Below are 24,392 nucleotides of genomic sequence, written 5' to 3' on the forward strand. Positions count from 1 at the left end.
AAAGCATTTTTTCAGAAAAGGCCATACAAATTTGTTGATTTTAACCCTTTCCTTGTTTAAAAGCTGAAGCCTCAGAACTTTTTTCCAAGGAGCTTTCATGTCCAGCGTCTCAGAAACCGTCAGAGTTCATCCCCTCACCGCCAATATTGAAGAGGTCACCCTTCTCTATGAGATCTCCAAAGCCCTTGGCGAACATATGGATCTTAAAAAATCCCTTTATACGGTCATGGACATCCTGGCCAACCACGGCAACATGCTCCGGGGAACCATCACCCTCCTGAACCCCGTGACCGGTGAAATCCGCATTGAAGTGGCCCATGGCCTGAGTAAGGGGGCCATGGCCAAGGGAATCTACAAGCTTGGCGAAGGGGTTACAGGATCTGTCATCAAAGATGCAAAACCCATTGCCATTGAAAGAATTTCCCAGGATCCCTCCTTTCTCAACCGGACTTCCGTGCGCAGACCGGACGAGGATTTTTCATTCATCTGTGTTCCCATCAAGGAGGGGGACCATGTGATGGGTGCCTTAAGTACGGACAGGCCCTATCAGCCGGAGTTCAATCTCCAGAGGGGGATGCAGCTTCTTTCCGTCATTGCCACCATGATCGCCCGTCATGTGAGCAATCTTGAGCGTATCCAGATGGAAAAAGAAAGGCTGAAGGCGGAAAACCGCAGGCTTCAGGAAGAACTTGAAAAAAAATACCGATTCACCAACATTGTGGGCAATTCCAACAAAATGCGGGAAGTCTATCAGATGATTTCCCAGGTTTCGAGGAGCAACGCCACGGTGCTGATCCGTGGGGAGTCGGGTACGGGTAAGGAGCTTGTGGCCAATTCCATCCATTACAATTCCAACCGGGCCAACCAGCCCTTTGTGAAGGTCAATTGCGCGGCCCTGCCGGAAAATCTCATTGAAAGCGAGCTTTTCGGCCATGAACGGGGGGCTTTCACCGGTGCCATCAGCCAGAAGAAGGGCAAATTTGAACTGGCCCACAAAGGCACCATTTTTCTTGATGAAATGGGCTCTGTGTCTCCGGATGTGCAGGTCCGGCTATTGCGGGTGTTGCAGGAAAGGGAGTTTGACCGGGTGGGCGGGCACAAGACCATCAAGGTGGATGTGCGGGTGGTGACCGCCACGAACAAGAACCTGGAAAAGGCTGTGGAAGACGGCAGTTTCCGAGGGGATCTCTATTACCGCCTCAATGTCTTTCCCATTTACATGCCGCCTTTGCGGGAGCGTAAAACGGATATTCTGCTCCTTGCCGATCATTTTCTGGAAAAATACGCCAAGGAAAATGAGAAGGACATCAAGCGTTTTTCCACACCTGCCATTGACATGATGATGGGGTATCACTGGCCGGGCAATGTCCGGGAGCTGGAAAACTGCATTGAGCGGGCCGTTCTCCTCTGTGAGGAAGGGGTGATTCACACCTACCATCTGCCCCCTACCCTGCAGACAGGCCTTGAGACGGACAGCCTTCCCCTTCATTCTCTGGAGGAGGCTGTGGCCAAGCTGGAAAAGGACATGCTCATTGACGCTCTGAAAAACACAAGGGGCAATGTCACCCAGGCTGCCACCCTGCTCAAAACCACAGTGCGCAAGTTTTCATATAAGGCCAAGGCCTATGACATTGATTACCGGGAATACCGGTAAGTTTTTTTGCAGCGTAACTATTCAACAAATTTTCCCCTCTCTCTCCGGGAGAGGGGCCAGGAGTGAGGGAAGAAAGCAATAAAAGGTGCCTTGCCCATGGGCTTTTTCTGGTGATTTTAAAAGGCTGTCAAAGTCAGGAGGGCTCTGCTGAATAGTTACTTTCCAGCAAACAAAGAAAAGAAGGGAACCAGAGGTGAAGACCTCCGATTCCCTTTCTTTATGGATGAATCCGGTGGGATTCTGAAATATCCTGATTAGATGTCGTAGTACAGGTGGAACTCATGGGGGTGAGGTCTGCGCCGTACTTCCGTGACTTCCTTTTCCATCTTGTAGGCGATCCACTTGGAGATCACGTCTTCGGTAAAGACATCTCCCTTGAGGAGGAAGGCATGATCCGCCTTGAGCGCATTGAGGGCATCTTCCAGGTCGCCGGGTGCGTTGGGGATGTTGGCCAGCTCTTCGGGCGGCAGATCGTAGATGTTCTTGTCCATGGGATCGCCCGGATCCATTTTGTTCTGGATGCCGTCGATCATGGCCATGAGCAGGGCGGAGAAGGCCATGTATCCGTTGCAGGAGGGATCCGGTGTACGGAACTCAACACGCTTGGCCTTGGGTGAATCATTGCCAATGGGAATGCGGATGGCGGCGGAGCGGTTTCTGCCGGAATAGGCGATGTTGATGGGCGCTTCAAAACCCGGCACCAGACGTTTGTAGGAGTTGGTGGTGGGGTTGGTGATGGCGCAGAGGGCGCGGGCATGCTTCATAATGCCACCGATGGCCCAGAGCCCTTCCTGGGAAAGGCCTGCATAGCGGTTTCCTGCAAAAAGAGGCTTGCCTTCCTTCCAGATGGAGGTGTGGATGTGCATGCCCGAGCCGTTGTCCCCGAAAAGGGGTTTGGGCATGAAGGTTACGGTGTGACCGTTTCTGTAGGCCACATTTTTGAGCACATACTTGAACCAGGCCAGCTGATCGCCCATTTCCAGAAGGGGTTTGAAGCGCATGTCGATTTCGCACTGACCGCCTGTGGCCACTTCATGGTGATGGCACTCCATCTCAATGCCCACATTCTGGAGGGTCAGAAGCATTTCAGAGCGCAGGTCCTGGAGTTTATCCAGGGGAGGCAGGGGGAAATAGCCTTCCTTGGAGCGGGGCTTATAACCCAGGTTGGGGCCTTCATCCCGACCCGTGTTCCAGGTGGCAGACTTGGAGTCAATGCGGTAGAAGGAGGACTGCTGGGTGGATTCATAGCGGATATCGTCAAACACAAAGAACTCGGGTTCCGGTCCCATGAAGCAGACATCGCCGATACCCGTGGATTTCAGGTAGGCTTCCGCCTTGGCCGCGATGTGACGGGGATCCCGGCTGTAGGGTTCCTTGGTGATGGGGTCTGCGATGTTGCCGATGAGCACCAGGGTTGTGTGCTTGAAAAAGGGATCGATCTTGGCTGTTTTGGCATCGGGAATCACCAGCATGTCGGAAGATTCAATACCCTGCCAGCCACGGATGGAAGAGCCGTCAAAGCCAAAGCCGTTTTCAAAGGTGGACTCATCCAGCTCGCTCAGGGGATAGGAGCAGTGCTGCCAGGTGCCGGGGAAATCCATGAAGCGGACATCCACCATTTTCACATTATTTTCCTTGGCAAAGGCCAGAACTTCTTTCGGGGTCATGATACCTCTCCTTATCAATTTCTTTTCTTAGGGTCGGATAGGCGGGAAAACCAGAATTTTTTTTTCCGCCTGTGTTTCTCTGATTCCTGCCAGAACAACCTGACAAACCTGCTTTTTTTTACGCTGTTGCTTTTCTGCCCCAGGACTTCGGGCATCCTTGAGTCATCCATCTGTAAAACCGGATGTTTTCAGATGGCGTCCGCTCCGGTTTCTCCGGTGCGCACCCGCACCACGGTTTCCACGGGCATGACAAAGATCTTGCCATCACCGATTTTGTCCGTCACGGCCGCCTTGCGGATGACCTCCACCACCTCTTCCGCCCTTTCTGCGGGCAGAACGATTTCGATTTTCACCTTGGGAATGAAATCCACCACATATTCCGCTCCCCGGTAGATCTCCTTGTGGCCTTTCTGCCGCCCGTAGCCCTTGACTTCGGAGATGGTCATGCCCTGGATCCCGATTTCATTCAGGGCTTCCTTCACATCATCGAGCTTGAAGGGTTTGATGATGGCCTCAATCTTTTTCATGGACGAGCTCCTTTCTTCAGACATTTTTATGGGCATGCGTTTTTTCTGGCTGACCTTGCCCTGGGGGGATACCGCAGGCAAGGCCTTGAGAATCAGAGGGTGTACCCGACCTCGCTGTGCTGGGAGAGATCCAACCCCTGGAGTTCCTCTTCCGGGCTGACGCGCAGGCCGATGAAGCGGTCAATCAGCTTCAGGATAATCAGCGAACCTACCAGAGAAAACGCAATCACTGCAAGGGCGTCGATGAGCTGAATGCCCAGCTGCGCCGGGTTTCCGTAAAAGAGGCCATTGGCCCCACCGGGGTTGATGGCGAGAGAGGCGAAAAGTCCCGTGGCCAGAGCGCCCCAGAGTCCTCCCACACCGTGGATGGCCACCACATCCAGGGCATCATCGTACCCGAAACGGACTTTCATGCGGATGGCCACGCAGCAGAGTACACCTGCCACAAGTCCGATGATAAGGGCGGACATGGGGCTGACAAAGCCCGCAGCCGGGGTGATGGCCACAAGACCGGCCACAGCGCCGGAGGCTGCGCCTAGAGCCGTGGGCTTGCCATGGCTCTTCCATTCATAGATGAGCCAGGAGAAGGCGGCAGCACCTGCGGCAATCTGGGTGGTCATGAAGGCATTGGCAGCAATGCCGTCTGCGGCCAGGGCGCTGCCCGCATTGAAGCCGAACCAGCCCAGCCAGAGAATACCTGCCCCCATCACGGTCATGGAGACGTTGTGGGGCTGCATGGCTTCCTTGCCCCAGTTTTTACGGGGTTTGATGACAATGGCCGCCGCCAGGGCCGCCACGGCGGAGTTGATGTGGATGACGGTACCGCCTGCAAAGTCCAGGGTGCCATGTTCGCCGATCCAGCCGCCTCCCCATACCCAGTGGCATACGGGCAGGTAGATGAAGGTGGTCCAGAAGAAGGTGAAGACAAGAAAGGCGGAAAAACGGATGCGTTCGGCAAAGGCACCGGTGATCAGCGCCGCTGTGATGACGGCGAACATCAGCTGAAAGGCACAGAAGAGAATGTGGGGAATGGTATCCGAGTAAGGGCCTGCACCCGCATCCACGCCTTTCAGGAAAAGAAATTCCAGGTTGCCGATAAAGCCGCCCACATCCGTGCCAAAGGCCAGGGTGTAGCCGTAGGTCACCCAGATGAGGGAGACCAGTCCAAGACAGATGAAGCTTTGCAAAATGGTGGACAGCACATTGCGTGAACGCACCAGACCGCCGTAGAAAAGGGCAAGGCCTGGGGTCATGAACATGACAAGGGCGGCTGCAATGAGCATGAAAGCAGTATCTCCGGTATCCATCAGACTCTCCTTTTGATTTCGGAAAAAAGGAAAAGGGGTAAGCTGTTTTTTCTGGCCGGGGTCGAACAGCCCATCTTTTTTCTCCTTTTTTACGGGGTTATCGTATCCGGATGGATTCTGAAACCTGGCTCATGCATCGGGCAGAACGTTGCGCACCGTCTGCCGGATCAGGGCTTCCTGCTCCGGTGAATCCATCTTTTCTCCGTCAAAATCCCGGACGTAGAACACATCCACCACCTGATCCACCTTGGTGGCGATCTTGGCGCTTTTCACATCCAGTCTGCACCGGAAAAGCGCGCTGGTCAGCCGGAACAACAGTCCCGGAAAATCGTAGGTGTGCACTTCCACGATGGTGTAGAAGCTGGAACTCTCGTTGTCGATGCGGATTACGGGCGGCTCCACGGGAAGCCCTTTTCTGGAGCGGATCACCGGCGGGCTAGCCGCGATGGAGCCGATCTCAATCCTGCCGCTGAGAAGGTCTGCAAGGTCTTTTCTGGTTTTTTCCCAGACCTCCTCCTCAAACATCTGATCCGGCGGGGGCTTGAGGATAAAAAGATTGGCGGCAGACCCGTCCTTCCAGCCGTAGATGCGGGCATCGAGGATATCAATGCGGTTCAGGGTGAAGGCCCCTGCAGCTCTGGAAAAAAATCCGGGCTTGTCTTCGGCATGGATGAGTACCCTGCGGAGATTGGCGTCCGGGCAACGCTCAATGTGCCAGGCAAAGGGGGTTTCACCCCTTTGCATTCCCAGGCGCAGGTGGGTACGGATGTCCGTCACGGAAAGCTCCAGCAGGTAGGCGGGGGGCATGCCCATGATCAGATTTTTCATGGTTTCCCGCTCGGTCTCTGCGGCTTCTTCCAGAATGCGGCGCTGTTTTTCCTCAATGCGGTCCACGGCTTTCTCGTCGGACAACTCGCCCTTTTCCAGCATTTTTAAAATTTTGAAATAAAGACTGGTGAGAAGGCTGGCCGTCCACTCGTTCCAGGCCTTGGGGCCTGTGGACACGGAATCCGCCACCGTGAGGAGAAAGAGCATGCGCAGGCGTTCCGGATCCCGGATCTTCATGGCGCAGGCGATGACGGTTTCTTCGTCATTGATGTCCCGGCGTGTGGCGGCCTTGATGAGGAAAAGATGTTCCTGAACAAGAAAGACCACCGTATCCACATAGTCCGAGCGCAGACCCAGGCGGCCGAGAATCTCCCGGGTTCGTTCGGCTCCGGCGCTGCTGTGGTCGTTGCTGACTACACCTTTGCCGATGTCATGGAGGAGAGATCCCCAGAGCAGAAGACGCTTGTTTTTGATCTCAAGGAAAGTCTCGTGGTAGAGGGCTCCATGGGTGAGGGAAATCTGGTCAGGGTTTAAGGCGAAACCCGCTGTGGTCTGCACGGTGCGTAAGGAGTGCTTGGCCACGGGATACAGATGGTACTTGTTGTACTGGATGCGGCTGATGATGGAGGCAAACTCCGGGATCAGCCGGGTGAGAAGGCCTGTGGCCTGCATCTCGTTCAGAGGATGGTAATCAAAGGGAGGGGTGGCCATGATTTTTTCAAACATTTTCACCACATCCCTGCGGGCCCGGAGGGAGGCATCCAGAAGGTAGCCCATCTCCCGGACAATGCGTTTGGCCTCTGCGGAAAGGGGCAGGCGTTTGGCTCCGCTTTCCTGGAAGATGGCCACAAGCAGCTCCGGTGTTTTCAGAACGGTCTTGATATCATCAAAACCCAACATGCCTTTATGTACAAGGAGTCCGGGGATTTTTGTATTTTTGTGGTACCTGCGCTTGAGCCCCAGCTTCTGTTCGTGCCCCACCTCATCCAAGAGCATGAGCAGATGCTGCTTGATGAAGTCCATTTCCATGTGAAGGGCACCGAGGAAGCGTTCCACCGCGGTCATTCCGTCCTCTGCGGCAAAGCCCAGGGTTTCGGCAAGACGCATCTGATGCTCAAAGTAAAGCTGATCGCACTTTCTGCCCGTGATGTGGTGCAGGTGGTTGCGCACCTTCCAGATAAAGGCCAGGGCGTTTTTCAGGTGATGGAATTCTTCCCAGGAAAGGTAGCCGTTGTATTCGAGGTCTCTGGGTTCTTTCAGATGAAATTTTACCCGGCCCAGCCAGAGCATGGTGTGGTAATCCCTTAATCCCCCCTGCCCCAGCTTGAGGTTGGGCTCCAGCAGATGGGTGGAATCCCCGAACTGCTCATGGCGTTTGCGGTTGCCCTCCACCAGCCATCCCATGATCTTTTTGGGGTGGGAGGCCACAAAGCGGGCCCGCAGCCTTTCCATGAGCGCCATGAACAGGGGCGACATGCCGCAGATGAAGCGGGCGTCCAGAATGGCCGTGAGCACTTCCAGATCCTGGGAGGCAAGGTGCAGGCATTCATCAATGGAGCGGGTGGCGTGTCCCACTTCAAGGCCGATGTCCCAGAGGGGGTAGACCACCTCCTGGATGAGGGCTTCGGCGGCCTCGGGCACCTCGTTTTCAAAGAGAAAGAGAATATCCACATCGGAATGGATGCACTGCTCCATGCGGCCGTATCCGCCCAGGGCAATGATGGCGTAGGGGTTGCGGTCAATGCCCATGCGGGGTCCCACATCACTGCGGGTGAAACTCTCCCAGAAATAGGCGTCAATGAGGGCGGCGTGGCGGACGAGGAAATCATCGGCCTGACCCTCCAGGTATTCCCGGATCAGCGCCTTGCGCTTTTCCTGTAACACCCGGACTGCGGAAGAATTTTTGGGGGACTCGGTCTTTGTCATGGTCGCATCGCCTTTCTGGCATAAGCTAATAGCAAAGCATGTGCCACAGGATATTTGAAGGCATAATGTATTGAAATTGTATGGATAGTCAAAAACATGGGTTGCGGAATCTTCTGGGGAAAGAATTCAAAAATGTAAGAACGCAGGGCGCAGGGAGTGACATTTTTGTATTTTGAAAAACCAAGCCCTTAAAAAACCTGAAGGACCCGCTTGACCTCTCATGATTCGGGGTATAAGGCAAGCCCCAAAAAGGCATAAAACGTCCAGACCCGGCAGGAGGGCCCGCCTGTTTTATCCGCCGCTTTCCCGAAAACCCAAGGCCGAGGTATTCCATGGAACCCCTTTCCCCTTTCATGCAAACCCAGATTCCGCGTCTCCTGAAGCGTTTCTGTCTTGTCTGCCACGCAGAAGACTGCTGCATGCACTACGCCCTGAAACGGCGTGAGGACGGCGAAGAAATTTCAAAGGAGCTGACCCTTTCCCTGAACGCCTTTTCCCATGAGATCCATGTCAGCAAATTTTATCCGGAACTCTACAGAGAAACCCGCTGCCGGTATCTTTCCGCAGCCTGTCTCTTTCTCATGACCCAGCATTTCGGACATTATTATGGGCTGGACGAGAGCTGGGGGTTGTATCTGGACGCCGAGCCCTCGGTGTTTGAGGAGTTTTACGCAAAACTTCAGGACTTTGATTTTCATACCGAGCAGTCGGTAAAGGTGGGTACCCTGGCCGTGCGTGGCCATTATGTTCCCTTTGAGATTGAAACGGAAACGGTTCAGCTGGTCTGAGGTACAAATTCGTCACCTTGCAGAAAAGGGCGGTCTTCCCGCAAGAGGGAAAACCGCCCTTTTGATTTCATGCAGGCGTTTTATATCCGTTTTTCGGATCAGATCACACCCTGGGCAATCATGGCTTTGGCTACTTTGATGAAGCCTGCGATGTTGGCGCCCTTCACATAGTTGCCTTCATCGCCGAACTGCTTGGCCGCATCCCAGGCATTGTCATGGATGCTCTTCATGATGCCCTTGAGCTTGGCATCCACTTCCTCACGGCTCCAGGAAAGACGCATGGAGTTCTGGGTCATTTCCAGACCGGAGGTGGCAACACCACCGGCATTGGCCGCCTTGCCGGGGCCATAGAGCACCTTGTTGGCCAGGAACACGTCCACGGCTTCCGGTGTGCTGGGCATGTTGGCCCCTTCGGCCACCACCTTGCAGCCGTTTTTCACCAGAATGGCAGCTTCTTCTCCGGAAATTTCGTTCTGGGTGGCGGAGGGGAAGGCGCAGTCCACGGGAACACTCCAGGGACGCTCGCCGGGGGTGAAGGTGGCCTTGGGGTATTTCTTGAGGTATTCCTGAATGCGGCCCCGCTTCACGTTCTTCAGTTCCATGACAAAGGCCAGCTTTTCGGAATCAATGCCGTCGGCATCGTAGATGAAGCCGTTGGAATCGGAGAAGGTCACGGGCTTGGCACCCAGCTCCAGAAGTTTTTCCGCCGTGTACTGGGCCACGTTGCCGGAGCCGGAGATGGAGCAGACTTTGCCTTTGAAGCCGTCGCCCTTCTGGGCCAGCATGTTTTCCGCAAAATACACACATCCGTAGCCCGTGGCTTCGGGGCGGATGAGGGAGCCGCCAAAGGGAATGCCCTTGCCGGTCAGAACGCCGGTGAAGTGGTTCACAATGCGCTTGTACTGGCCGAACATGTAGCCCACCTCGCGACCGCCCACGCCGATATCGCCTGCGGGAACGTCGGTGTCCGGGCCGATGTGGCGGTAGAGTTCGGTCATGAAGCTCTGGCAGAAACGCATGATTTCGCCTTCGCTCTTGCCATGGGGATGGAAGTCGGAACCGCCTTTGCCGCCGCCCATGGGCAGGGTGGTCAGGCTGTTTTTGAAGACCTGCTCAAAGCCCAGAAATTTCAAAATTGAAAGATTTACCGAAGAATGGAAGCGTATCCCGCCCTTGTAGGGTCCGATGGCGCTGTTGAACTGAACCCGGAAGCCCCGGTTCACACAAACCTTGCCCGCATCGTTCACCCAGGGTACCCGGAAAATGATGACCCTTTCTGGTTCCACCATGCGCTCCAGGATGGAATAATCCTGGATCTCGGGCATCTCGGATACAACAGGCTCAAGGCTTTCAAGCACTTCATGCACGGCCTGAAGAAACTCTGGCTCATGGCTGCTTCTGGTTTTGACCTGGTTCAGCACGTCCTGAATATAGGCGTTTCCCATTCCCATCTCCTTTTTGGGCAGATCCCGTCCCGCAGCATCCTGCCGGAACTTCCCCGCCGTTTTATGGTAAATAACGATGTTTAACAGCGGGCGAACCTAACATTTTTGAATTTTTTTGTACAGAATTATGCATTACTTTTTTTGTTGTTGCTTTGCACGAAATGATATTTCAATAAAAAACAATGCTTTATCCCTTTGGCCTCCCTTTTTTTCTGCCTGGTAAAAAAGGCATAAAAAAAGTTCCCCGCAGAAAGAAGCTTCTGCAGGGAACCTCGGGCAGCCTGAAACGCTGTATTTCTGATTCGGGTCCCAGGGACGCAGGACCCGTCAAGCGGTCTTTTTTAAAAACAAAGTCCAAAAAAGGAAGGGTCAACCCATTTCTGCATGAAATTCCTGAAGGCTCTGCACCGCCTCTTTTCCTTCCCTTCTTGCGGCAATCCCCTTTGCCGCAGCCAGGGCCGCCGCCGGAGTGGTGATGTAGGGCACTTTGAAACGGATGGCCGCTTTACGGATATAGGAATCATCGTACTGGCTCTGCCTGCCGGATGGCGTGTTCACCAGAAGCTGGATCTCATTGTTTTTAATGGCATCGGCAATGTGGGGACGGCCTTCGTGGAGCTTGAGGATCAGCTCCGCAGGAATGTCGTTTTCCGTAAGAAAGGCCTGGGAGCCCCGTGTGGCAAGAATCCGGAAACCTAAGGCCTGGAAGAGCCGAGCCGCCTCCAGAACATCCTTTTTATCCTGTTCCGCCACGGTGATGAGCACTGTCCCTTCCAGGGGCAGGGAGGCATTGGCCGCTTCTTCCGCCTTGAAAAAGGCAAGGCCCGGAGAATGGGCAAGGCCCAGCACTTCGCCGGTGGAGCGCATCTCCGGCCCCAGCACGGGATCCACCTCGGGGAACATGGAAAAGGGAAACACCGCCTCCTTGACCCCGAAATGGGAATACACTGCGGGTTTCAGATCCATCTCCCCGATCTTTTCTCCCAGCATGGCCCGAACGGCAAGGCGGGCCATGGGAATGGCGCAGACCTTGGAAACGAGAGGCACGGTGCGGCTGGCCCTGGGGTTGGCTTCGAGAATGAACACCTTGTCATCGGCAATGGCGTACTGGATGTTCATGAGGCCCACAACACCCATTTCCACGGCGATCTTCCGGGTATAGGCTTCGATGGTCTTAACATGGCGCTCAGGGATGGAAACGGGGGGAATCACGCAGGCGGAATCCCCGGAATGCACGCCCGCCATTTCGATATGCTCCATCACCGCAGGCACAAAGGCATTCTGGCCGTCACAGATGGCATCCGCCTCTGCTTCCGTGGCGTTTTCAAGGAAACGGTCAATGAGAATGGGCCGCTCCGGAGAAACATCCACGGCCTTTTGCAGGTACTCCTTGAGGGTGCTTTCATCATGCACCACTTCCATGGCCCGTCCGCCCAGCACATAGGAGGGCCGCACCATGAGGGGATAGCCGATGCGCCCTGCAATGGCGATGGCTTCTTCTTCCGTGGCCGCCATGCCGGAGTCCGGCTGGGGAATGCCGAGGCGCTGCATCATGGCGTTGAAAAGGGCCCGGTCTTCGGCCATGTCGATGGTGGAAGGCGGGGTTCCCAGGATGGGTACGCCTGCGGCCTCCAGCTCCCTTGCGATATTCAGGGGGGTCTGGCCACCGAACTGCACCACAACGCCCTCGCAGCCTTCCTTCTCATAGATGGACAGGACATCTTCCACCGTAAGGGGTTCAAAGTAGAGCTTGTCCGAGGTGTCATAGTCCGTGGATACGGTCTCGGGGTTGCAGTTCACCATAATGGTTTCATACCCCGCATCCTTCAGGGCAAAGGCCGTATGCACACAGCAGTAGTCAAACTCAATGCCCTGGCCGATGCGGTTGGGTCCGCCGCCCAGTACCATCACCTTTTTACGGGAAGAAACGGGTACCGTATCCGTGGCGTGATAGGTGGAGTAATAGTAGGCCGCATTTTCAACCCCGCTTACGGGCACAGCCTCCCATCCGGATTTCAGCCCCAGTTTTCTGCGATGCTCCCGGATTTTTTCTTCCGGAACACCAAGAAGCTTTGCCAGATACCTGTCTGCAAACCCGTCCTTTTTGGCCTGGAGGAGAAGGGAATCGGGCAGAAGCCCGCCCTTATGCGTACGGATTTTTTCTTCGAGATCGAGAAGCTCTTTGATCTGTTGCAGAAACCAGCGCTTCACATGGGTGACCCGGTACAGATCCTCCAGATCCGCCCCCTTGCGCAAGGCCTCATAGAGAATAAAGTACCGTTCGCTGGAAGGCTCCACCAGAAGGGCCATGAGGGCATCCAGGCTCTTTTCATGAAAGTCTTTCGCAAAACCGAGGCCGTAGCGGCCGATCTCCAAGGAACGGATGGCCTTCTGCATGGCTTCCTTGAAGTTTTTTCCAATGCTCATCACCTCACCCACGGCCCGCATCTGGGTACCGAGGCGATCGTGTACGCCGGTAAATTTCTCAAAGGCCCAGCGGGCAAATTTTACCACCACATAGTCACCGGAAGGCGTGTAGCGATCCAGGGTTCCGTCCCGCCAGTAAGGAATCTCGTCCAGGGTGAGGCCTGCGGCCAGCATGGCGGAAACCAGGGCAATGGGAAAACCCGTGGCCTTGGATGCCAGAGCCGAAGATCTGGAGGTGCGGGGGTTGATCTCAATGACCACCACCCGATCCGTTTCCGGATCATGGGCAAACTGCACATTGGTGCCGCCAATGACCTCAATGGCATCCACAATGCGGTAGGCGTAGTCCTGGAGCCTTTCCTGAAGGCTCTTTTCAATGGTGAGCATGGGAGCCGTGCAGAAGGAATCCCCCGTGTGCACGCCCATGGCATCCACGTTCTCAATGAAGCAGACGGTGATCTTCTGGCCCTTGGCATCCCGTACCACTTCCAGCTCCAGCTCTTCCCAGCCCCGCACAGACTCTTCGATGAGCACCTGACGGACGGGGCTGGCCGCCAGTCCCCGGCTGACAATGTTTTCAAATTCTTCCATGTTGTAGGCAAACCCGCCGCCCGTTCCACCCATGGTGTAGGCAGGCCGCACCACCACGGGAAGCCCCATGCGTTCCACCGTGGCCATGGCCTCTTCCAGGGTGGTGACCACCTCGCTTTTTGCGGTTTCAATGCCGATGGTGGTCATGGTTTTCTTAAAGGTGTCCCGATCTTCCCCCCGCTTGATGGCGTCAAGGTTCACGCCAATGACCTTCACCCCGTACTGGGCGAGAATTCCCGCTTCAGCCAGATCCGAAGAGAGGTTGAGGGCCGTCTGGCCGCCGAGGTTGGGCAGAAGGGCGTCGGGCCGCTCTTTTTTGATGATCTCCCGAAGGCTTTCCACGTTGAGGGGCTCAATGTAGGTGGCATCCGCCATGCCGGGATCCGTCATGATGGTGGCGGGATTGGAGTTGACCAATACAATTTTGTATCCCAAAGCCCTGAGGGCCTTGCAGGCCTGGGTGCCGGAATAGTCAAACTCACAGGCCTGACCGATGATGATGGGGCCGGAGCCGATGATGAGAACCTTATGAATATCGTCCCTTTTGGGCATGGGTGTCCTCCTTAGGAAGGGAAAAAGAGAAGAAGCGCCGATTTTTTCGGGCGCAATATGGCAGACTTTCAAAAAATCCGCAAACGCTTCCCTGAACGGATTCGGGCAAAAAAACAAATTGCGCACACAAAAACGCCGGAACCTTTTTTCAAGGTTTCCGGCGTTTTATGCTGTCAAAATAAAGATGGGGAATTATTCCTGGTCCCGCATCTTATACTGCCCTTTGAGGCTGTAGACCTGCTCTGTCCAGATTTTATTGAAGCGTTCCGGATTGGCCGCAGGCGCTTTGATCATGGCGAGAGCCATTTCCCTCTGCTTGTCCGTATTGGAAGGCTTCGTGAAAAGGGTGGTGGCGTGTTTGCTGAAATCCCGGATCATGAAATCAAAGATTTCCTCAATCAGATTATCATCCAGCTCGGGCCAGAATTCACGGGCTTCGAGGATGAGCTGACCATAGGGAACAAGGCAGAAAATCTCGCCAAGAACCAGAAGATAATCAATGTCTTTGGCCTGATTCTTGTCGGGCGTGGCTTCCACCAGGTATTTTTTGAAGCTTTTGATCTGTTCCTTGAAGACGTTCACATTGGGCAGATCCACATTTTTGTAGGCAAGGTTGTAATCATGGAACTGCACCTTGCTGAGACCCGCAGTAGGGCCCTGATCAAAGAGGAAATCGTCATTGACCACATCATCCCGCTTGGGCACCTTGGGGAATTCCGCAGGATTGAAGAGGAAATTGTTCATGAACTTGACGATGAGGGCCATGTTCACATGCACAGTGCCTTCAAGCTTGGGCAGCATGCGGATTTCGTGGGCCGCAATCTCAAAGAAGGGTTCCGCTTCAAAGCCCTTGGCCGCAATGATGTCCCAGAGCATGTTGATCACTTCTTCGCCCTGGGTCGTTACCTTCATCTTCACCATGGGGTTGTAGAGGAGGTAACGGCGGTCATCGGCCTTGGCAGAACGCATATAATCAATGGCCCGTTCGGAAAAGACCTTCATGGCCACAAGGCGGGTGTAGGAATCGGTGAAAAGACGCTTCACATGGGGAAAATCCGTTACAAACTTGCCATAGACGTTGCGGTTGGCCGCATGGTCAATGGCTTCATAGAAGGCATGGGTGGCCATGCCAATGGCACCCCAGCCGAGGTTGAACTTGCACACGTTGATGGTGTTGAGCATGTTGTCCCAGGCTTTAGGGCCGCGCTCCATGATGTCCGCATCGGTGATGGGATAATCGTGCAGCACATATTCGGCCACATAGTTCTGCTCATTGACCGTATTTTTCACACACTCATAATTGGGGTGTTTGGAATTGGCGGCAAAAAAGACATAGTCGTCCGTGCCCGCAACCTTACCGAAGGTGGAGGCAATGGCGCACTCGTTGCCATTACCGATATAGTATTTGTCCCCATTGGCCTTGTAGGTACCGTCTTCCTGAGGGTAGAGCATCATGTCCGAGGAGTAGATGTCTGCCCCATGCTCCTTTTCAGAAAGACCAAAGGCGAACACCTCGCCGTCCTGAAGGAGTTTTGCGGTTTTATGCTTGATTTCCTCGTTGGAGCCCATCCAGATGGGGCCGAGGCCCAGCATAGACACCTGGAAGGTGTACCAGTAGGTGATGCCGTAAAAAGCGGAAATTTCTGCAAAAACGGAGTTTCTGTAGGTGTCCCAGCGGGAGTCTTCCGCACCGTAGCCTGCGGGAGTCATGAGGGTGGCGAGAACCTGCTCTTCCTTCATGAATTTGACGAATTCATGGTTCCAGGTTTTTTCGTGCCAGTCTTTTTTGATGCTTTTGAGGCCCTTGGCTTCAAAGTGGTCAATGATGGCCTGCATCATCTTCCGGGTTTTTTCGTCGGCGTACTTGCGGTTGTGCAGCCTGGGATTAAAGAGGATCATGCGCCAGCTCCCTTTTTGGTGGTGGGTATCCATGGAAAAAGGCCGCCGGATCTGAAAGGCTTGTACACGAACCATATCAGCCCTGAGGCCCCTGGTGAATTCTTTTGCTATCCTAAGGCAAAAAATACCTTGTACGCAAGGAATAAAAGAAAAAAAATTCCCCTCTTCCGTCGCGCCAGAAACAGATCCATAAAATCCCCTCTGGGTCCCCGAGAGGTCCGGGAGATTTCCTAGCGCATGCCCCCGTGACTTTCCTGAAGACGCTTTAAAAAACGACGGAAAAGCCCCTGTTCCTCCGGGCTGAACTCCGCAAGAAAGGCCTGGTGCGCTTCTTCAAAGCGCCGATCCAGCTCCAGAGCCTTTTCCCGGCCCGCTTCCGTGAGGTAGAGGAGTACGGCGCGGCGGTCTTCGGGGCTGCGCTTGCGGGTGATGAGCTGCAAGCCCTCCAGGCGGTCAATGATGCCCGAGACCGTGGCGCTGTCCAGCTGGGTATGCTCTCCCAGCTGCCGGGAGGTCTGTCCTTCTTCACGTCCCAGCAGGATGAGCAGCATGGCCTGCACCGTGGTCACACCCAGATCCGCAATGTAATTTCCCCAGAATCGGTATCCTGCCTGGCTGTTTTTCGCCAGGAGAAACACCACACAATCCTTAAGCTCCATCATTGGCCTTTCATTGTATCGGGCTGGAGGGCTGAGTCCCCTGAAGGGAGTACCCGACACAGGGAAATACGAAAAAAATTCTGTCCACGCGACACGCAGGCAACTCAGATCACTCCTTTGCGGGACGAAATTCTCAGAATAAATCACCGTTCATATAAAATGGTGTACACCACCTGTCAATGCTCTTTGCAGAACCAGAAAAAAGGGGCCAAAAAGCACGCTATCGCGCCCTTTCGCCCCTTTTGTTTAAAAAAAATCAGCCTTCCATGGTGGCCTGAACAAACTCCAGGGTGGCCTTCACATTGGGATCAAAGAAGCCGTGAAGCCCTCCCCGCCAGTCCAGCTCCGCAAGCTTGGTGCGGATGCGCTGGGCGGCATCGTATTTCAGGGTATCCTTCATGGTAATGAAAGCCCGACCGGGGTTGTCGATCCAGGTACGGATCACGTCCTTGGCCCTGGGAATGAGCTGGTCGGCTTCCAGCACCTCGTCCACCAGGCCCTGGGCCAAAGCCTTTTCCGGGTTGATCATGTTGCCGAAATACATGACATCCCGGAACTTCTTGTCCGTATCCAGGCCAAAACGCATCACTTCCAGCTCGGCAACGGTAAGGGCCAGCCCCAGCTTGATCTCGCTCATACCCAGCTTGACCTTGGGATGGTTGGTCACAAGGCGATAATCCGAGGCCATGGCCAGAATCATACCCATGGCTGCGGTGTGACCGTTCATGGCGCAGACCACGGGCTTTTTGCAGGTGAAGAAATTCAGCAGGAATTCTTCCTCAAACTCAAAGAACTCCACGGCTGCGGCGTGATCCTTAAAGTTGATGAAGGTGGGCAGGTGGAATCCGCTGGAAAAGAACTTGCCTTCTCCGGTGAGGATGAGTCCCTTGATGGCGTCATCCGTGTTCACTTTTTCCAGCACCACGGCCATTTTTTCCATGGTTTCACGGGTGATGGAGTTGGTTTTTCCGTGGCTTAAGGTCACAATGACAATGCCGTCTTCCAGGCTTTCCTTGAACATGACTGCCTCCTTGAAGGGGGGTATCGGATGGGGGTGTGCGACAATGCGCTTAAAAAGGCTTGCATACTAATCAAAGGCCGAAGGGCTGTCAATATTGGGAAAACCCGGAAGAGGGATAAAGCAGCAAAAGGGGATTCTCTTTTTTATTGCTTTTCAGGAAAAAGCCTTTCAAGGGCCATTTTCACCCATGAAAAGGAAATCCTTTCCTGCTCCAGCCTCAGCGCCTTTCCCATTCTGTCCTGAGAAAGATCCCCATACAGGGCCGCTTCTTCGGGTAAAAGCCGCAGAAGCGGCCTTTTTTCCGGTGCGGCTTCCGTTCCCCAGAAGACTTCATGGGTCAAAAAGGTCTCCCTGTCCATGAGAAAGGAGGCGGCATGGGGAAAATGGGCCCGGAGCTGATCCAGAATGGCAAAGCCGTGGGTGTCCAGATCGCCCCAGTAGTAAAGGTCTGTGTGCTGAAGCCAGGAGGCCGTCTCCAGGGCGGCAAAGCCGTAGCCTGCGCCAAAAAGCACAAGGCTGTCCTTTACGGAGGGAAAGCTTAAGAAATTGATCTCGTTTTCCGTGATAAACACCCGTTTTACCCCAAGGCGGAGCTGGCTGAAATCCTTTGCCGTTAGGGTGATATCCAGATCCGGGTCTTCCCCCAAAGTCTCCATGCAGGAAAAGACAGCAGAGGAGGCATCCAGTATGCGGAAGCGAATCCGCAAAGGTTTTTCGAGAAATCCGTAGCGTCTGCAAAACCCCCCTGCCCCCCTTGCTCCGGCATCCACCGGGGGGACGGGAAGGCTGCTGAGTTCGAGAAGCTCGGAAAGGGTTAGCCTGTGGGCTTCCACAAACTTGCTGTGTACTCCCCGGACATCCATCTGCCGCAGATAAAGCCCCGGATTCGGGTGAAGGGCCATCCAGTCCAGAATTCCCATGAGGCCCGGCCAGTCCGGAAGAAGCTCCAGAGCCTTGAGCGGCCTTTTCCCCAGCCAGTCGAGAAGTTCCGGTCTTGCCCTGCGGGTTTCGTCCAGAAGGGCTCTGAAAAGTGCCACCTCCCTTTCTTTTCCGATCAGACTTACGGCCGCTTCCAGGGAGTCCACCCAGATTTCCTCAGGCATGTCATTGGCTCCCAGGAGCCTGTGCTGCACCCTTCGCCACACGATGCGGTAATGACGGGCATTCTGACGCAGACGGGCCACCCAGTCCCGCAGCTCGGAAAAGTGCGGGGCCATCTCGGAAGCCGAAGGCCCCTTCAGGGGAATGCGCAGGGGAAAAAGGGGCTCCTCCGCCACAAGGCTTGCCAGAATCCGGCCCTGATCCCAGAGCTTCTGAACCCTCTGACGCACATCCCCAAGATCCGTCCATGCCCTGTCCTTTATCGTTTGATCCTTCATGCCCGATGCCGCCTCATTTCTTCCCTGTAGGTCTCAATGGAAAGGTTCCGGAGCTGGGATTTTCTGCCGTCCTCCCGGGTATGCACAAAGCCCACCCCCGCCGTTCACTGGCGGCAAAGACAAACCAGTTGCGCACGTCCGTGACCCTGGCTGTCCAGCGCCGGTCCATCTCGCTCTGACCCTCCCTGCCCCGGAAACGCTCAATCAGCTCTTTCACCTGCAAAAAGCACTGTTCCGCATGGGGATCTTCCGGCTCCGCGCTGAGGCTGCCTTCGGTGCAGGCCCGCAGACCGGCCTGAAAATCCCGGATATCCGCATCCTGGGAAGGTCTGGCTTCCAGAAGAATATAGCGGCCCGGATTGTAATCAATTTTCTTCAAGGACTCACGGAACCACTTCAGATAATACGACCTTTCTCTGGGGAGAATGGTGTTTTTTCCAGAAGCATCTGGTATCTTGCCTCAAGGCCCTCAGAGAGGCTGACCATAAGCATCCAGAAGATTATCCATTAAAAAAACAACTACTTGACAGCTTGAGGGTTGTCAAGTATGAAAATCAGATGACGTTGTGCAGAATCACACAATACTATGTTGAACTTAAAAGAAAGGTATCCCGTGAATCAAATTCATAAAGCATTGCTGATAGCATTCTTAACAATAGCGACGCCATGGAATGTATTGGGAGCTGAAAAAAGTCTTCGGATAACGGAATATGGTCTTTTCCGTGTTGAAATAACCGAAACCATCACGAACCCCAGTAAAATTACAGGCCATCAAAACAATATTCGTCATGTATTGCTTAAAACGACTGACCGCATACCTTTACAACGGGGCGCCAATTTTGGAGTTTCAGTTGTCGTTGATGGTTCTGAGGACAGTAGAGAATGGACACTACGTCGAGTTATCCGTTTCCCATATCCAGGACTACGAGATCCCAAAACGGGGAAAACACACCCTTATGACGAACGCTTAGTCACCGTACAGCCTGGCACAGATGGCACGGTTTCATTTACTTTCGATCACGAGTGGGAAATGGTTCCAGGAAGATGGGCAATTGAGTTTTGGGATGGAGAAAAGAAAATTGCCGAGAAGGTTTTTACAGTCACAACGTACTAAGGCTATGGAACTGCCCAACGCTTTATGCAACTAAGTGACAGAGCACTCCGTAATAGAAAAAGAGTTTTATTTTTTTGTTGTTCATATGCAGAGATTCAAATTTCATTCGATCATATGGCTCCAGTATTCGGATAACGCCCTCGTGCAACAAGACCATCAAAGTCCCTACTCGAAAAAAAGGATGGTTAACAAAAATAAAACAAACATTTAAAGCAAAAAGAAGCCCCTTTTTTCTTACAAATCAAAACGCCCGCAACAAGCTGCGGGCGTTTTGATTCAAGTAATTAAAGGTCAAATAACTTCATCGATTTCAGAGTATTCTCCTTCTACCTGGAGGGTAATCGTCATCGGTTTTGAGGTACGATTGCGCCAGAACCAACCGTGCTTTCCGTCAAACTCAGCTACAAGCTCCCCTTCTTCACGCTGGGAGCGCCCTTTCTGCCAACTCTTGTAATCAATCTTGTACTTGACGGAATCGGAATGACCGTCAAAATTGACGGCAGCCCCGTCCGTGTACCAGACATAACGTGCCCGCTCCCCCTTGTTCAATGTCAGCTTGATTTCTTTACCCTCGTTGGGGGCCAAGGTTAATTCCAGGCTGTCCTTCCGCAGGGCGGTGACCGTCTCAGCCGGTTTCTGTACAATGTTTTGAGTTGCTTGAGCGAGTTCTGTGGCAGCGAGCTCCCCGGTGCTCTGCGCCACTACTTCCTGCGCCACTGCTTCCTGCGCCACTGCTTCCTGCGCCGCTACTTCCTGCGCCGCTGCTTCCTGCGCCAGGGAAATTTTGATTTCCCCCATTTTGGTCAGCCCCAGAACCTTGCCGATCCCGGTTGGGTCGATGCCATACTCAGCTGGCAAAATGGCGCTTACCAGAAGGAAAACGGCCACCACGGCGGCCACGATGGTGGACTTGATGAGCTTTGCGCTTGACGGCAGATCCTTTAAATTTGGTGCATGCTGCATGATTTTATATCCTTTTCTTATCTGAAAGTATTTGTTTCATGATTTAGGAGACAAAATAGCCGGTCAACTGATATCCCACGAGAAGAAAACCTCCTGTCATGAGCAGTACGTTGGCACCATAGGCATGACGCATGAATCCCTTAGTACGCCGCCAGTATCCCATGGCAATGAGGATCAGACCCAGGGCCATAAGCTGCCCCAGCTCCACACCCACATTGAAGGCGACCAGATTCGTCACCAGACCATCGGCGGAAACTTTATATTCAAGAATCTTGGTGGCCAGGCCAAACCCGTGAAAAAGTCCGAAGATCAGCGTAGCCAACTTGGTGTTGGGCTGAAAACCGAACCAGCGCTGGTACGCCCCCATGTTGTCCAGTGCCTTGTAAACGATGGACAAACCAATGATAGCATCTATGAGATAGGCGCTGACGCTGACGTTCATCAGAACCCCGGCGATCAGCGTCACCGAGTGTCCCACAGCGAAGAGAGTGACGTAAATGCCAATGTCCTTGAGGCGATATAAAAAGAAGATAACCCCAAAGAGAAAGAGGATGTGATCATACCCGGTGACCATGTGCTTGGCCCCGAGATAAATAAACGGCAGAGTCATGGCACCGCTGATTTCCTGAATATATCCTTTGTCACCTGCTGTCACACCGTGGGCGAGTGCATCGACCGCACCAAGCAAGACAAGCGCCAACAGTACAAAGCACCACGTCAGGCCGCCCCCGACTAAGTGGGTATCGAATTTTTTCATAGCGTTCCTTTTGAGAAACATTTATTTGGAAGAATAAAATGAAAAGATCAGGCAAGACTATCAGATAACAGGTGGGGCGCGAGCGGGTGTGCAACCGTCAATCCAAACCTTGCTGACCCCCATGACATAGGGTGCGTGGATAGTGCTGACTTCTGGAGTGAGAATAGCGGTGTCCCGAGCACAGATTGCTGCGGGCATCTTTAATTTACTATCGTCATCCGCCTTGCCTCGAAAAGTTTTCCAGCCGGTCTGATATTTATACAAATGTGCGGTTTTATCGGGCAGATCGTGACTGTGTTCACCGTGTGATTTTGCATCATTATAATTTCCATCCAGGAGCCGGAGCACCAAAACGTGGGAACCGAAAGCACGCTCAGCGTCTTCAGAACCATGTTGGTGATGTACATGGGAAGACTGCCTGAGTGGCACACACAGGAAGACCACCAGCAACAACAGCGCCAGGAAATGTTTTGTTCTCATATGTCGAAACAAAAGAGTCATGATATCCAAATTACTATTTCAACTGACAAACCGGCATCAGCTCTGACTACAAGCGCAAAGCTGATTGGTACAGTTATGAATCTCAATTGTCGTGTGTTTTAAGCTGGCGATATGTGAAAGTCGAGAGCAATAATCGGATGGGGTTCTGCTTTCTTTTGTCACTACTGTAATCGTCGCTGCAAAATCATTTGAATTAAGTGGCCAGATGTGAAGATCCCCAACCACACTGTCTCCGTCAGACTGAATAGCAGTGACTACCGCTTCATGGACATCTTTGTTGCCGTTACCGTCAAGCAATATGAAAGCGCTGCTGCGAAGCAATCCCCACGCCCATTTTGCAATCAGGACACCACCGACAATCCCCATAACAGGATCGAGAAACACCCATCCGAAATATTTACCCGTTACAAGGGCGACTATTGCAAGAACAGAAGTCAATGCGTCCGCAACCACGTGTAAATAGGCGGCCCGAAGATTATGATCGTGGTGATGGTGATGGTGGTGATCATGGTCATGATGATGGCTATGGTCGTGATGATGCTCATCTTTTCCATGAAGCATCCATATGCTGAGAATATTTACCGCAAGCCCAAGAATTGCGACAAGAATGGCTTCATCAAAAGCGATGGATACAGGATGAATGAAACGCTCAACCGACTCGACCATCATATAAATCGCAGTGCCACCCAGAAATAATGCACTTGTGTAGGCAGAGAGAATGCCAAATTTTCCGGTTCCAAAACCAAATTTTGAAGAACCTGAAAACCTTCTTGCCATAATATATGAAAAATAAGTAATCCCCAGCGCAAAGGCATGGGTTCCCATATGCCAGCCGTCTGCCAAAAGAGCCATTGATCCGGTAAGAACCCCGGCAATAATTTCACCACACATCATGAATCCGGTCAGAATTATAACTTGCAGTGTTCTCTTTTCATTCTCCTGGGTAACGCCATTGAAATTATGTTCATGGCGTATCTGCTTCAACATTTCCTCATGCATAATACAAAACCTTTAAATAGTTATGGGTTTTTACATTATCTGATTTTTCCAAGATGCTCGACCAGTTCATCGATAAGCTGGTCGCTATTACCATCCTGAATGCTTGCATTTTGTATGCAGCCTTTGATGTGGTCACCGACGATTTGAGTCCAGACACCTCGAATGGCACCTGAAACGGAAACCACCTGCCGAAGAACTTCGATACAGTCACGATCGTTCTCTATCATGCCGGACAATCCCCGTATCTGACCTTCAATCCGATTTAGTCGCTTAATCAATCTTTCTTTGTCCTGATCTGTTCCACAAAGAGCCATGCATTTTCCCTCTCAAGAGCCGTCAAGTAGTGCATACCCCTATGCCCTATATTTCGGCATAATGTCAAACGGTTTTTGTAACAACAGGTAACCACAGGACACCCATTCCAAAAACCCATATCTTTTCTTTTAAAAATAAAATCCTACTATATGTTTTCGGATTAAAGACCATTTTCTGGATCAGATGGGTATCCCCATCAGTGCCGGGACGATCTACAATTTTAACCAGGATGCCTACCGTCCCAGAGCTTCTGAACCCTCTGACGCACATCCCCAAGATCCGTCCATGCCCTGTCCTTTATCGTTTAATCCTTCATGCCCGATGCCGCTTCATTTCTTCCCGGTAGGTCTCAATGGAAAGGTTCCGGAGCTGGGATTTTCTGCCGTCCTCCCGGGTATGCACAAAGCCCACACCCGCCACAAAGGGTTCAATCACATGGATTTTCTGTAAAGGGGTCACAATGAGGAGCTGGAGGTTGAGCTGGGCAAAGAGGGTGAGACCGTAGGTGGCGGACTCATCGGAGCCCCGGCCAAAGGCCTCGTCAATCACCACAAAATGGAAGGAGCGGGAACGGGCCGCCCCCCATTCCAGACCAAACTGATAGGCAAGGCTTGCGGCCAGAACCGTATAGGCCAGCTTTTCCTTCTGACCGCCGGATTTGCCACCGGAATCCGCATAGTGTTCATGCTCGCTGTGATCCGCCTTCCAGCGTTCACTGGCGGCAAAGGCAAACCAGTTGCGCACGTCCGTGACCCTGGCTGTCCAGCGCCGATCCATCTCGCTCTGGCCCTCCCTGCCCCGGAAACGTTCGATCAGCTCTTTCACCTGCAAAAAGCGCTGTTCCGCATGGGGATCTTCCGGCTCCGCGCTGAGGCTGCCTTCGGTGCAGGCCCGCAGACCGGCCTGAAAATCCCGGATATCCGCATCCTGGGAAGGTCTGGCTTCCAGAAGGATATAGCGGCCCGGATTGTAATCAATTTTCTTCAAGGACTCGTTGAGCCGGTCCAGCCTCTCCCGGATGATTTCCCGCTCCCGGGCCAGCTGGGACTGAAACTGGGCCACCTCCCGGAGGG

General features: G+C 53.3%; 20 protein-coding genes. 3 read left to right on the top strand and 17 right to left on the bottom strand.

All coding sequences use genetic code 11. The features are described 5' to 3' along the window. Positions 1-97 precede the first annotated feature (97 nt). Positions 98-1,654 carry a sigma 54-interacting transcriptional regulator gene (locus RBR60_RS08405; RefSeq protein WP_320355667.1) on the top strand — a complete coding sequence of 519 codons (1,557 nt, stop codon included), beginning with the start codon at positions 98-100 and terminating at the stop codon, positions 1,652-1,654. A 254-nt stretch (positions 1,655-1,908) separates the two neighbouring features. Here the strand turns inward: RBR60_RS08405 and glnA are convergent, their stop codons facing one another. The 4 genes from glnA to glnD all read right to left on the bottom strand — a co-directional run bounded on the left by glnA (position 1,909) and on the right by glnD (position 7,909). Then, positions 1,909-3,321, bottom strand: coding sequence for a type I glutamate--ammonia ligase (gene glnA / locus RBR60_RS08410; protein ID WP_320355669.1), 1,413 nt, complete (start codon positions 3,319-3,321; stop codon positions 1,909-1,911). 188 nt (positions 3,322-3,509) lie between these two features. Then, positions 3,510-3,848, bottom strand: a complete 339-nt coding sequence (locus tag RBR60_RS08415; protein WP_320355671.1) for a P-II family nitrogen regulator — start codon at positions 3,846-3,848, stop codon at positions 3,510-3,512. 92 nt (positions 3,849-3,940) lie between these two features. Continuing rightward, entirely contained in the window at positions 3,941-5,155 is a 1,215-nt protein-coding gene (locus RBR60_RS08420; protein WP_320355673.1) for an ammonium transporter, read from the bottom strand. Positions 5,156-5,284: 129 nt separating this feature from the next. After that, the gene (gene glnD / locus RBR60_RS08425; RefSeq protein ID WP_320355675.1) at positions 5,285-7,909 is read right to left on the bottom strand and encodes a [protein-PII] uridylyltransferase; all 2,625 of its coding nucleotides are present in this window, start codon (positions 7,907-7,909) and stop codon (positions 5,285-5,287) included. Between the two features lie 332 nt (positions 7,910-8,241). Between glnD and RBR60_RS08430 the strand changes: the two genes are divergently transcribed. Continuing rightward, positions 8,242-8,697, top strand: coding sequence for a hypothetical protein (locus tag RBR60_RS08430; RefSeq protein ID WP_320355676.1), 456 nt, complete (start codon positions 8,242-8,244; stop codon positions 8,695-8,697). A gap of 98 nt (positions 8,698-8,795) precedes the next feature. Here the strand turns inward: RBR60_RS08430 and gdhA are convergent, their stop codons facing one another. From gdhA to RBR60_RS08465, 7 genes are all read right to left on the bottom strand, one after another. Beyond that, a complete protein-coding gene (gene gdhA / locus RBR60_RS08435) occupies positions 8,796-10,142 on the bottom strand; it encodes an NADP-specific glutamate dehydrogenase (RefSeq protein WP_320355678.1) in 1,347 nt (448 codons plus the stop codon). A 369-nt stretch (positions 10,143-10,511) separates the two neighbouring features. Continuing rightward, entirely contained in the window at positions 10,512-13,712 is a 3,201-nt protein-coding gene (gene carB, locus RBR60_RS08440) for a carbamoyl-phosphate synthase large subunit (RefSeq protein ID WP_320355680.1), read from the bottom strand. A gap of 192 nt (positions 13,713-13,904) precedes the next feature. Beyond that, on the bottom strand, positions 13,905-15,611 hold the full coding sequence (locus tag RBR60_RS08445; RefSeq protein ID WP_320355682.1) for an acyl-CoA dehydrogenase family protein: 1,707 nt from the start codon (positions 15,609-15,611) through the stop codon (positions 13,905-13,907). Positions 15,612-15,841: 230 nt separating this feature from the next. After that, positions 15,842-16,273: a MarR family transcriptional regulator gene (locus RBR60_RS08450; protein ID WP_320355684.1), complete on the bottom strand. Its 432-nt coding sequence runs from the start codon at positions 16,271-16,273 to the stop codon at positions 15,842-15,844. Between the two features lie 253 nt (positions 16,274-16,526). After that, positions 16,527-17,291, bottom strand: a complete 765-nt coding sequence (locus RBR60_RS08455; RefSeq protein WP_320355686.1) for an enoyl-CoA hydratase/isomerase family protein — start codon at positions 17,289-17,291, stop codon at positions 16,527-16,529. Positions 17,292-17,434: 143 nt separating this feature from the next. Continuing rightward, on the bottom strand, positions 17,435-18,670 hold the full coding sequence (locus RBR60_RS08460; protein ID WP_320355688.1) for a DUF3322 domain-containing protein: 1,236 nt from the start codon (positions 18,668-18,670) through the stop codon (positions 17,435-17,437). A 13-nt stretch (positions 18,671-18,683) separates the two neighbouring features. Beyond that, a complete protein-coding gene (locus RBR60_RS08465; RefSeq protein ID WP_320355690.1) occupies positions 18,684-19,049 on the bottom strand; it encodes a hypothetical protein in 366 nt (121 codons plus the stop codon). A gap of 234 nt (positions 19,050-19,283) precedes the next feature. Between RBR60_RS08465 and RBR60_RS08470 the strand changes: the two genes are divergently transcribed. Continuing rightward, positions 19,284-19,784, top strand: coding sequence for a DUF3859 domain-containing protein (locus RBR60_RS08470; protein ID WP_320355692.1), 501 nt, complete (start codon positions 19,284-19,286; stop codon positions 19,782-19,784). Between the two features lie 291 nt (positions 19,785-20,075). Here the strand turns inward: RBR60_RS08470 and RBR60_RS08475 are convergent, their stop codons facing one another. The 6 genes from RBR60_RS08475 to RBR60_RS08500 all read right to left on the bottom strand — a co-directional run. Then, positions 20,076-20,747: a hypothetical protein gene (locus RBR60_RS08475; protein ID WP_320355694.1), complete on the bottom strand. Its 672-nt coding sequence runs from the start codon at positions 20,745-20,747 to the stop codon at positions 20,076-20,078. 43 nt (positions 20,748-20,790) lie between these two features. Then, on the bottom strand, positions 20,791-21,504 hold the full coding sequence (locus tag RBR60_RS08480) for a HupE/UreJ family protein (RefSeq protein WP_413815454.1): 714 nt from the start codon (positions 21,502-21,504) through the stop codon (positions 20,791-20,793). Positions 21,505-21,564: 60 nt separating this feature from the next. After that, positions 21,565-22,005: a hypothetical protein gene (locus RBR60_RS08485; protein ID WP_320355698.1), complete on the bottom strand. Its 441-nt coding sequence runs from the start codon at positions 22,003-22,005 to the stop codon at positions 21,565-21,567. 36 nt (positions 22,006-22,041) lie between these two features. Continuing rightward, positions 22,042-23,004 carry a CDF family Co(II)/Ni(II) efflux transporter DmeF gene (gene dmeF, locus RBR60_RS08490; RefSeq protein WP_320355700.1) on the bottom strand — a complete coding sequence of 321 codons (963 nt, stop codon included), beginning with the start codon at positions 23,002-23,004 and terminating at the stop codon, positions 22,042-22,044. A 35-nt stretch (positions 23,005-23,039) separates the two neighbouring features. Continuing rightward, the gene (locus RBR60_RS08495; protein ID WP_320355702.1) at positions 23,040-23,318 is read right to left on the bottom strand and encodes a metal-sensitive transcriptional regulator; all 279 of its coding nucleotides are present in this window, start codon (positions 23,316-23,318) and stop codon (positions 23,040-23,042) included. Positions 23,319-23,631: 313 nt separating this feature from the next. Further along, on the bottom strand, positions 23,632-24,392 hold a 761-nt coding region (locus tag RBR60_RS08500; RefSeq protein ID WP_320355704.1), incomplete at its 5' end, for an SbcC/MukB-like Walker B domain-containing protein.

The organism is Desulfobotulus sp. (assembly GCF_034006065.1).
Taxonomy (GTDB): Bacteria; Desulfobacterota; Desulfobacteria; order Desulfobacterales; family ASO4-4; genus Desulfobotulus.

Excerpts from the sequence above, each read along its gene's own strand:
- RBR60_RS08405 (WP_320355667.1), top strand. The coding sequence starts at position 98 with ATGTCCAGCGTCTCAGAAACCGTCAGAGTTCATCCCCTCACCGCCAAT.
- glnA (WP_320355669.1), bottom strand. The coding sequence starts at position 3,321 with ATGACCCCGAAAGAAGTTCTGGCCTTTGCCAAGGAAAATAATGTGAAA.
- RBR60_RS08415 (WP_320355671.1), bottom strand. The coding sequence starts at position 3,848 with ATGAAAAAGATTGAGGCCATCATCAAACCCTTCAAGCTCGATGATGTG.
- RBR60_RS08420 (WP_320355673.1), bottom strand. The coding sequence starts at position 5,155 with ATGGATACCGGAGATACTGCTTTCATGCTCATTGCAGCCGCCCTTGTC.
- glnD (WP_320355675.1), bottom strand. The coding sequence starts at position 7,909 with ATGACAAAGACCGAGTCCCCCAAAAATTCTTCCGCAGTCCGGGTGTTA.
- RBR60_RS08430 (WP_320355676.1), top strand. The coding sequence starts at position 8,242 with ATGGAACCCCTTTCCCCTTTCATGCAAACCCAGATTCCGCGTCTCCTG.
- gdhA (WP_320355678.1), bottom strand. The coding sequence starts at position 10,142 with ATGGGAAACGCCTATATTCAGGACGTGCTGAACCAGGTCAAAACCAGA.
- carB (WP_320355680.1), bottom strand. The coding sequence starts at position 13,712 with ATGCCCAAAAGGGACGATATTCATAAGGTTCTCATCATCGGCTCCGGC.
- RBR60_RS08445 (WP_320355682.1), bottom strand. The coding sequence starts at position 15,611 with ATGATCCTCTTTAATCCCAGGCTGCACAACCGCAAGTACGCCGACGAA.
- RBR60_RS08450 (WP_320355684.1), bottom strand. The coding sequence starts at position 16,273 with ATGATGGAGCTTAAGGATTGTGTGGTGTTTCTCCTGGCGAAAAACAGC.
- RBR60_RS08455 (WP_320355686.1), bottom strand. The coding sequence starts at position 17,291 with ATGTTCAAGGAAAGCCTGGAAGACGGCATTGTCATTGTGACCTTAAGC.
- RBR60_RS08460 (WP_320355688.1), bottom strand. The coding sequence starts at position 18,670 with ATGAAGGATCAAACGATAAAGGACAGGGCATGGACGGATCTTGGGGAT.
- RBR60_RS08475 (WP_320355694.1), bottom strand. The coding sequence starts at position 20,747 with ATGCAGCATGCACCAAATTTAAAGGATCTGCCGTCAAGCGCAAAGCTC.
- RBR60_RS08480 (WP_413815454.1), bottom strand. The coding sequence starts at position 21,504 with ATGAAAAAATTCGATACCCACTTAGTCGGGGGCGGCCTGACGTGGTGC.
- RBR60_RS08485 (WP_320355698.1), bottom strand. The coding sequence starts at position 22,005 with ATGACTCTTTTGTTTCGACATATGAGAACAAAACATTTCCTGGCGCTG.
- dmeF (WP_320355700.1), bottom strand. The coding sequence starts at position 23,004 with ATGCATGAGGAAATGTTGAAGCAGATACGCCATGAACATAATTTCAAT.
- RBR60_RS08495 (WP_320355702.1), bottom strand. The coding sequence starts at position 23,318 with ATGGCTCTTTGTGGAACAGATCAGGACAAAGAAAGATTGATTAAGCGA.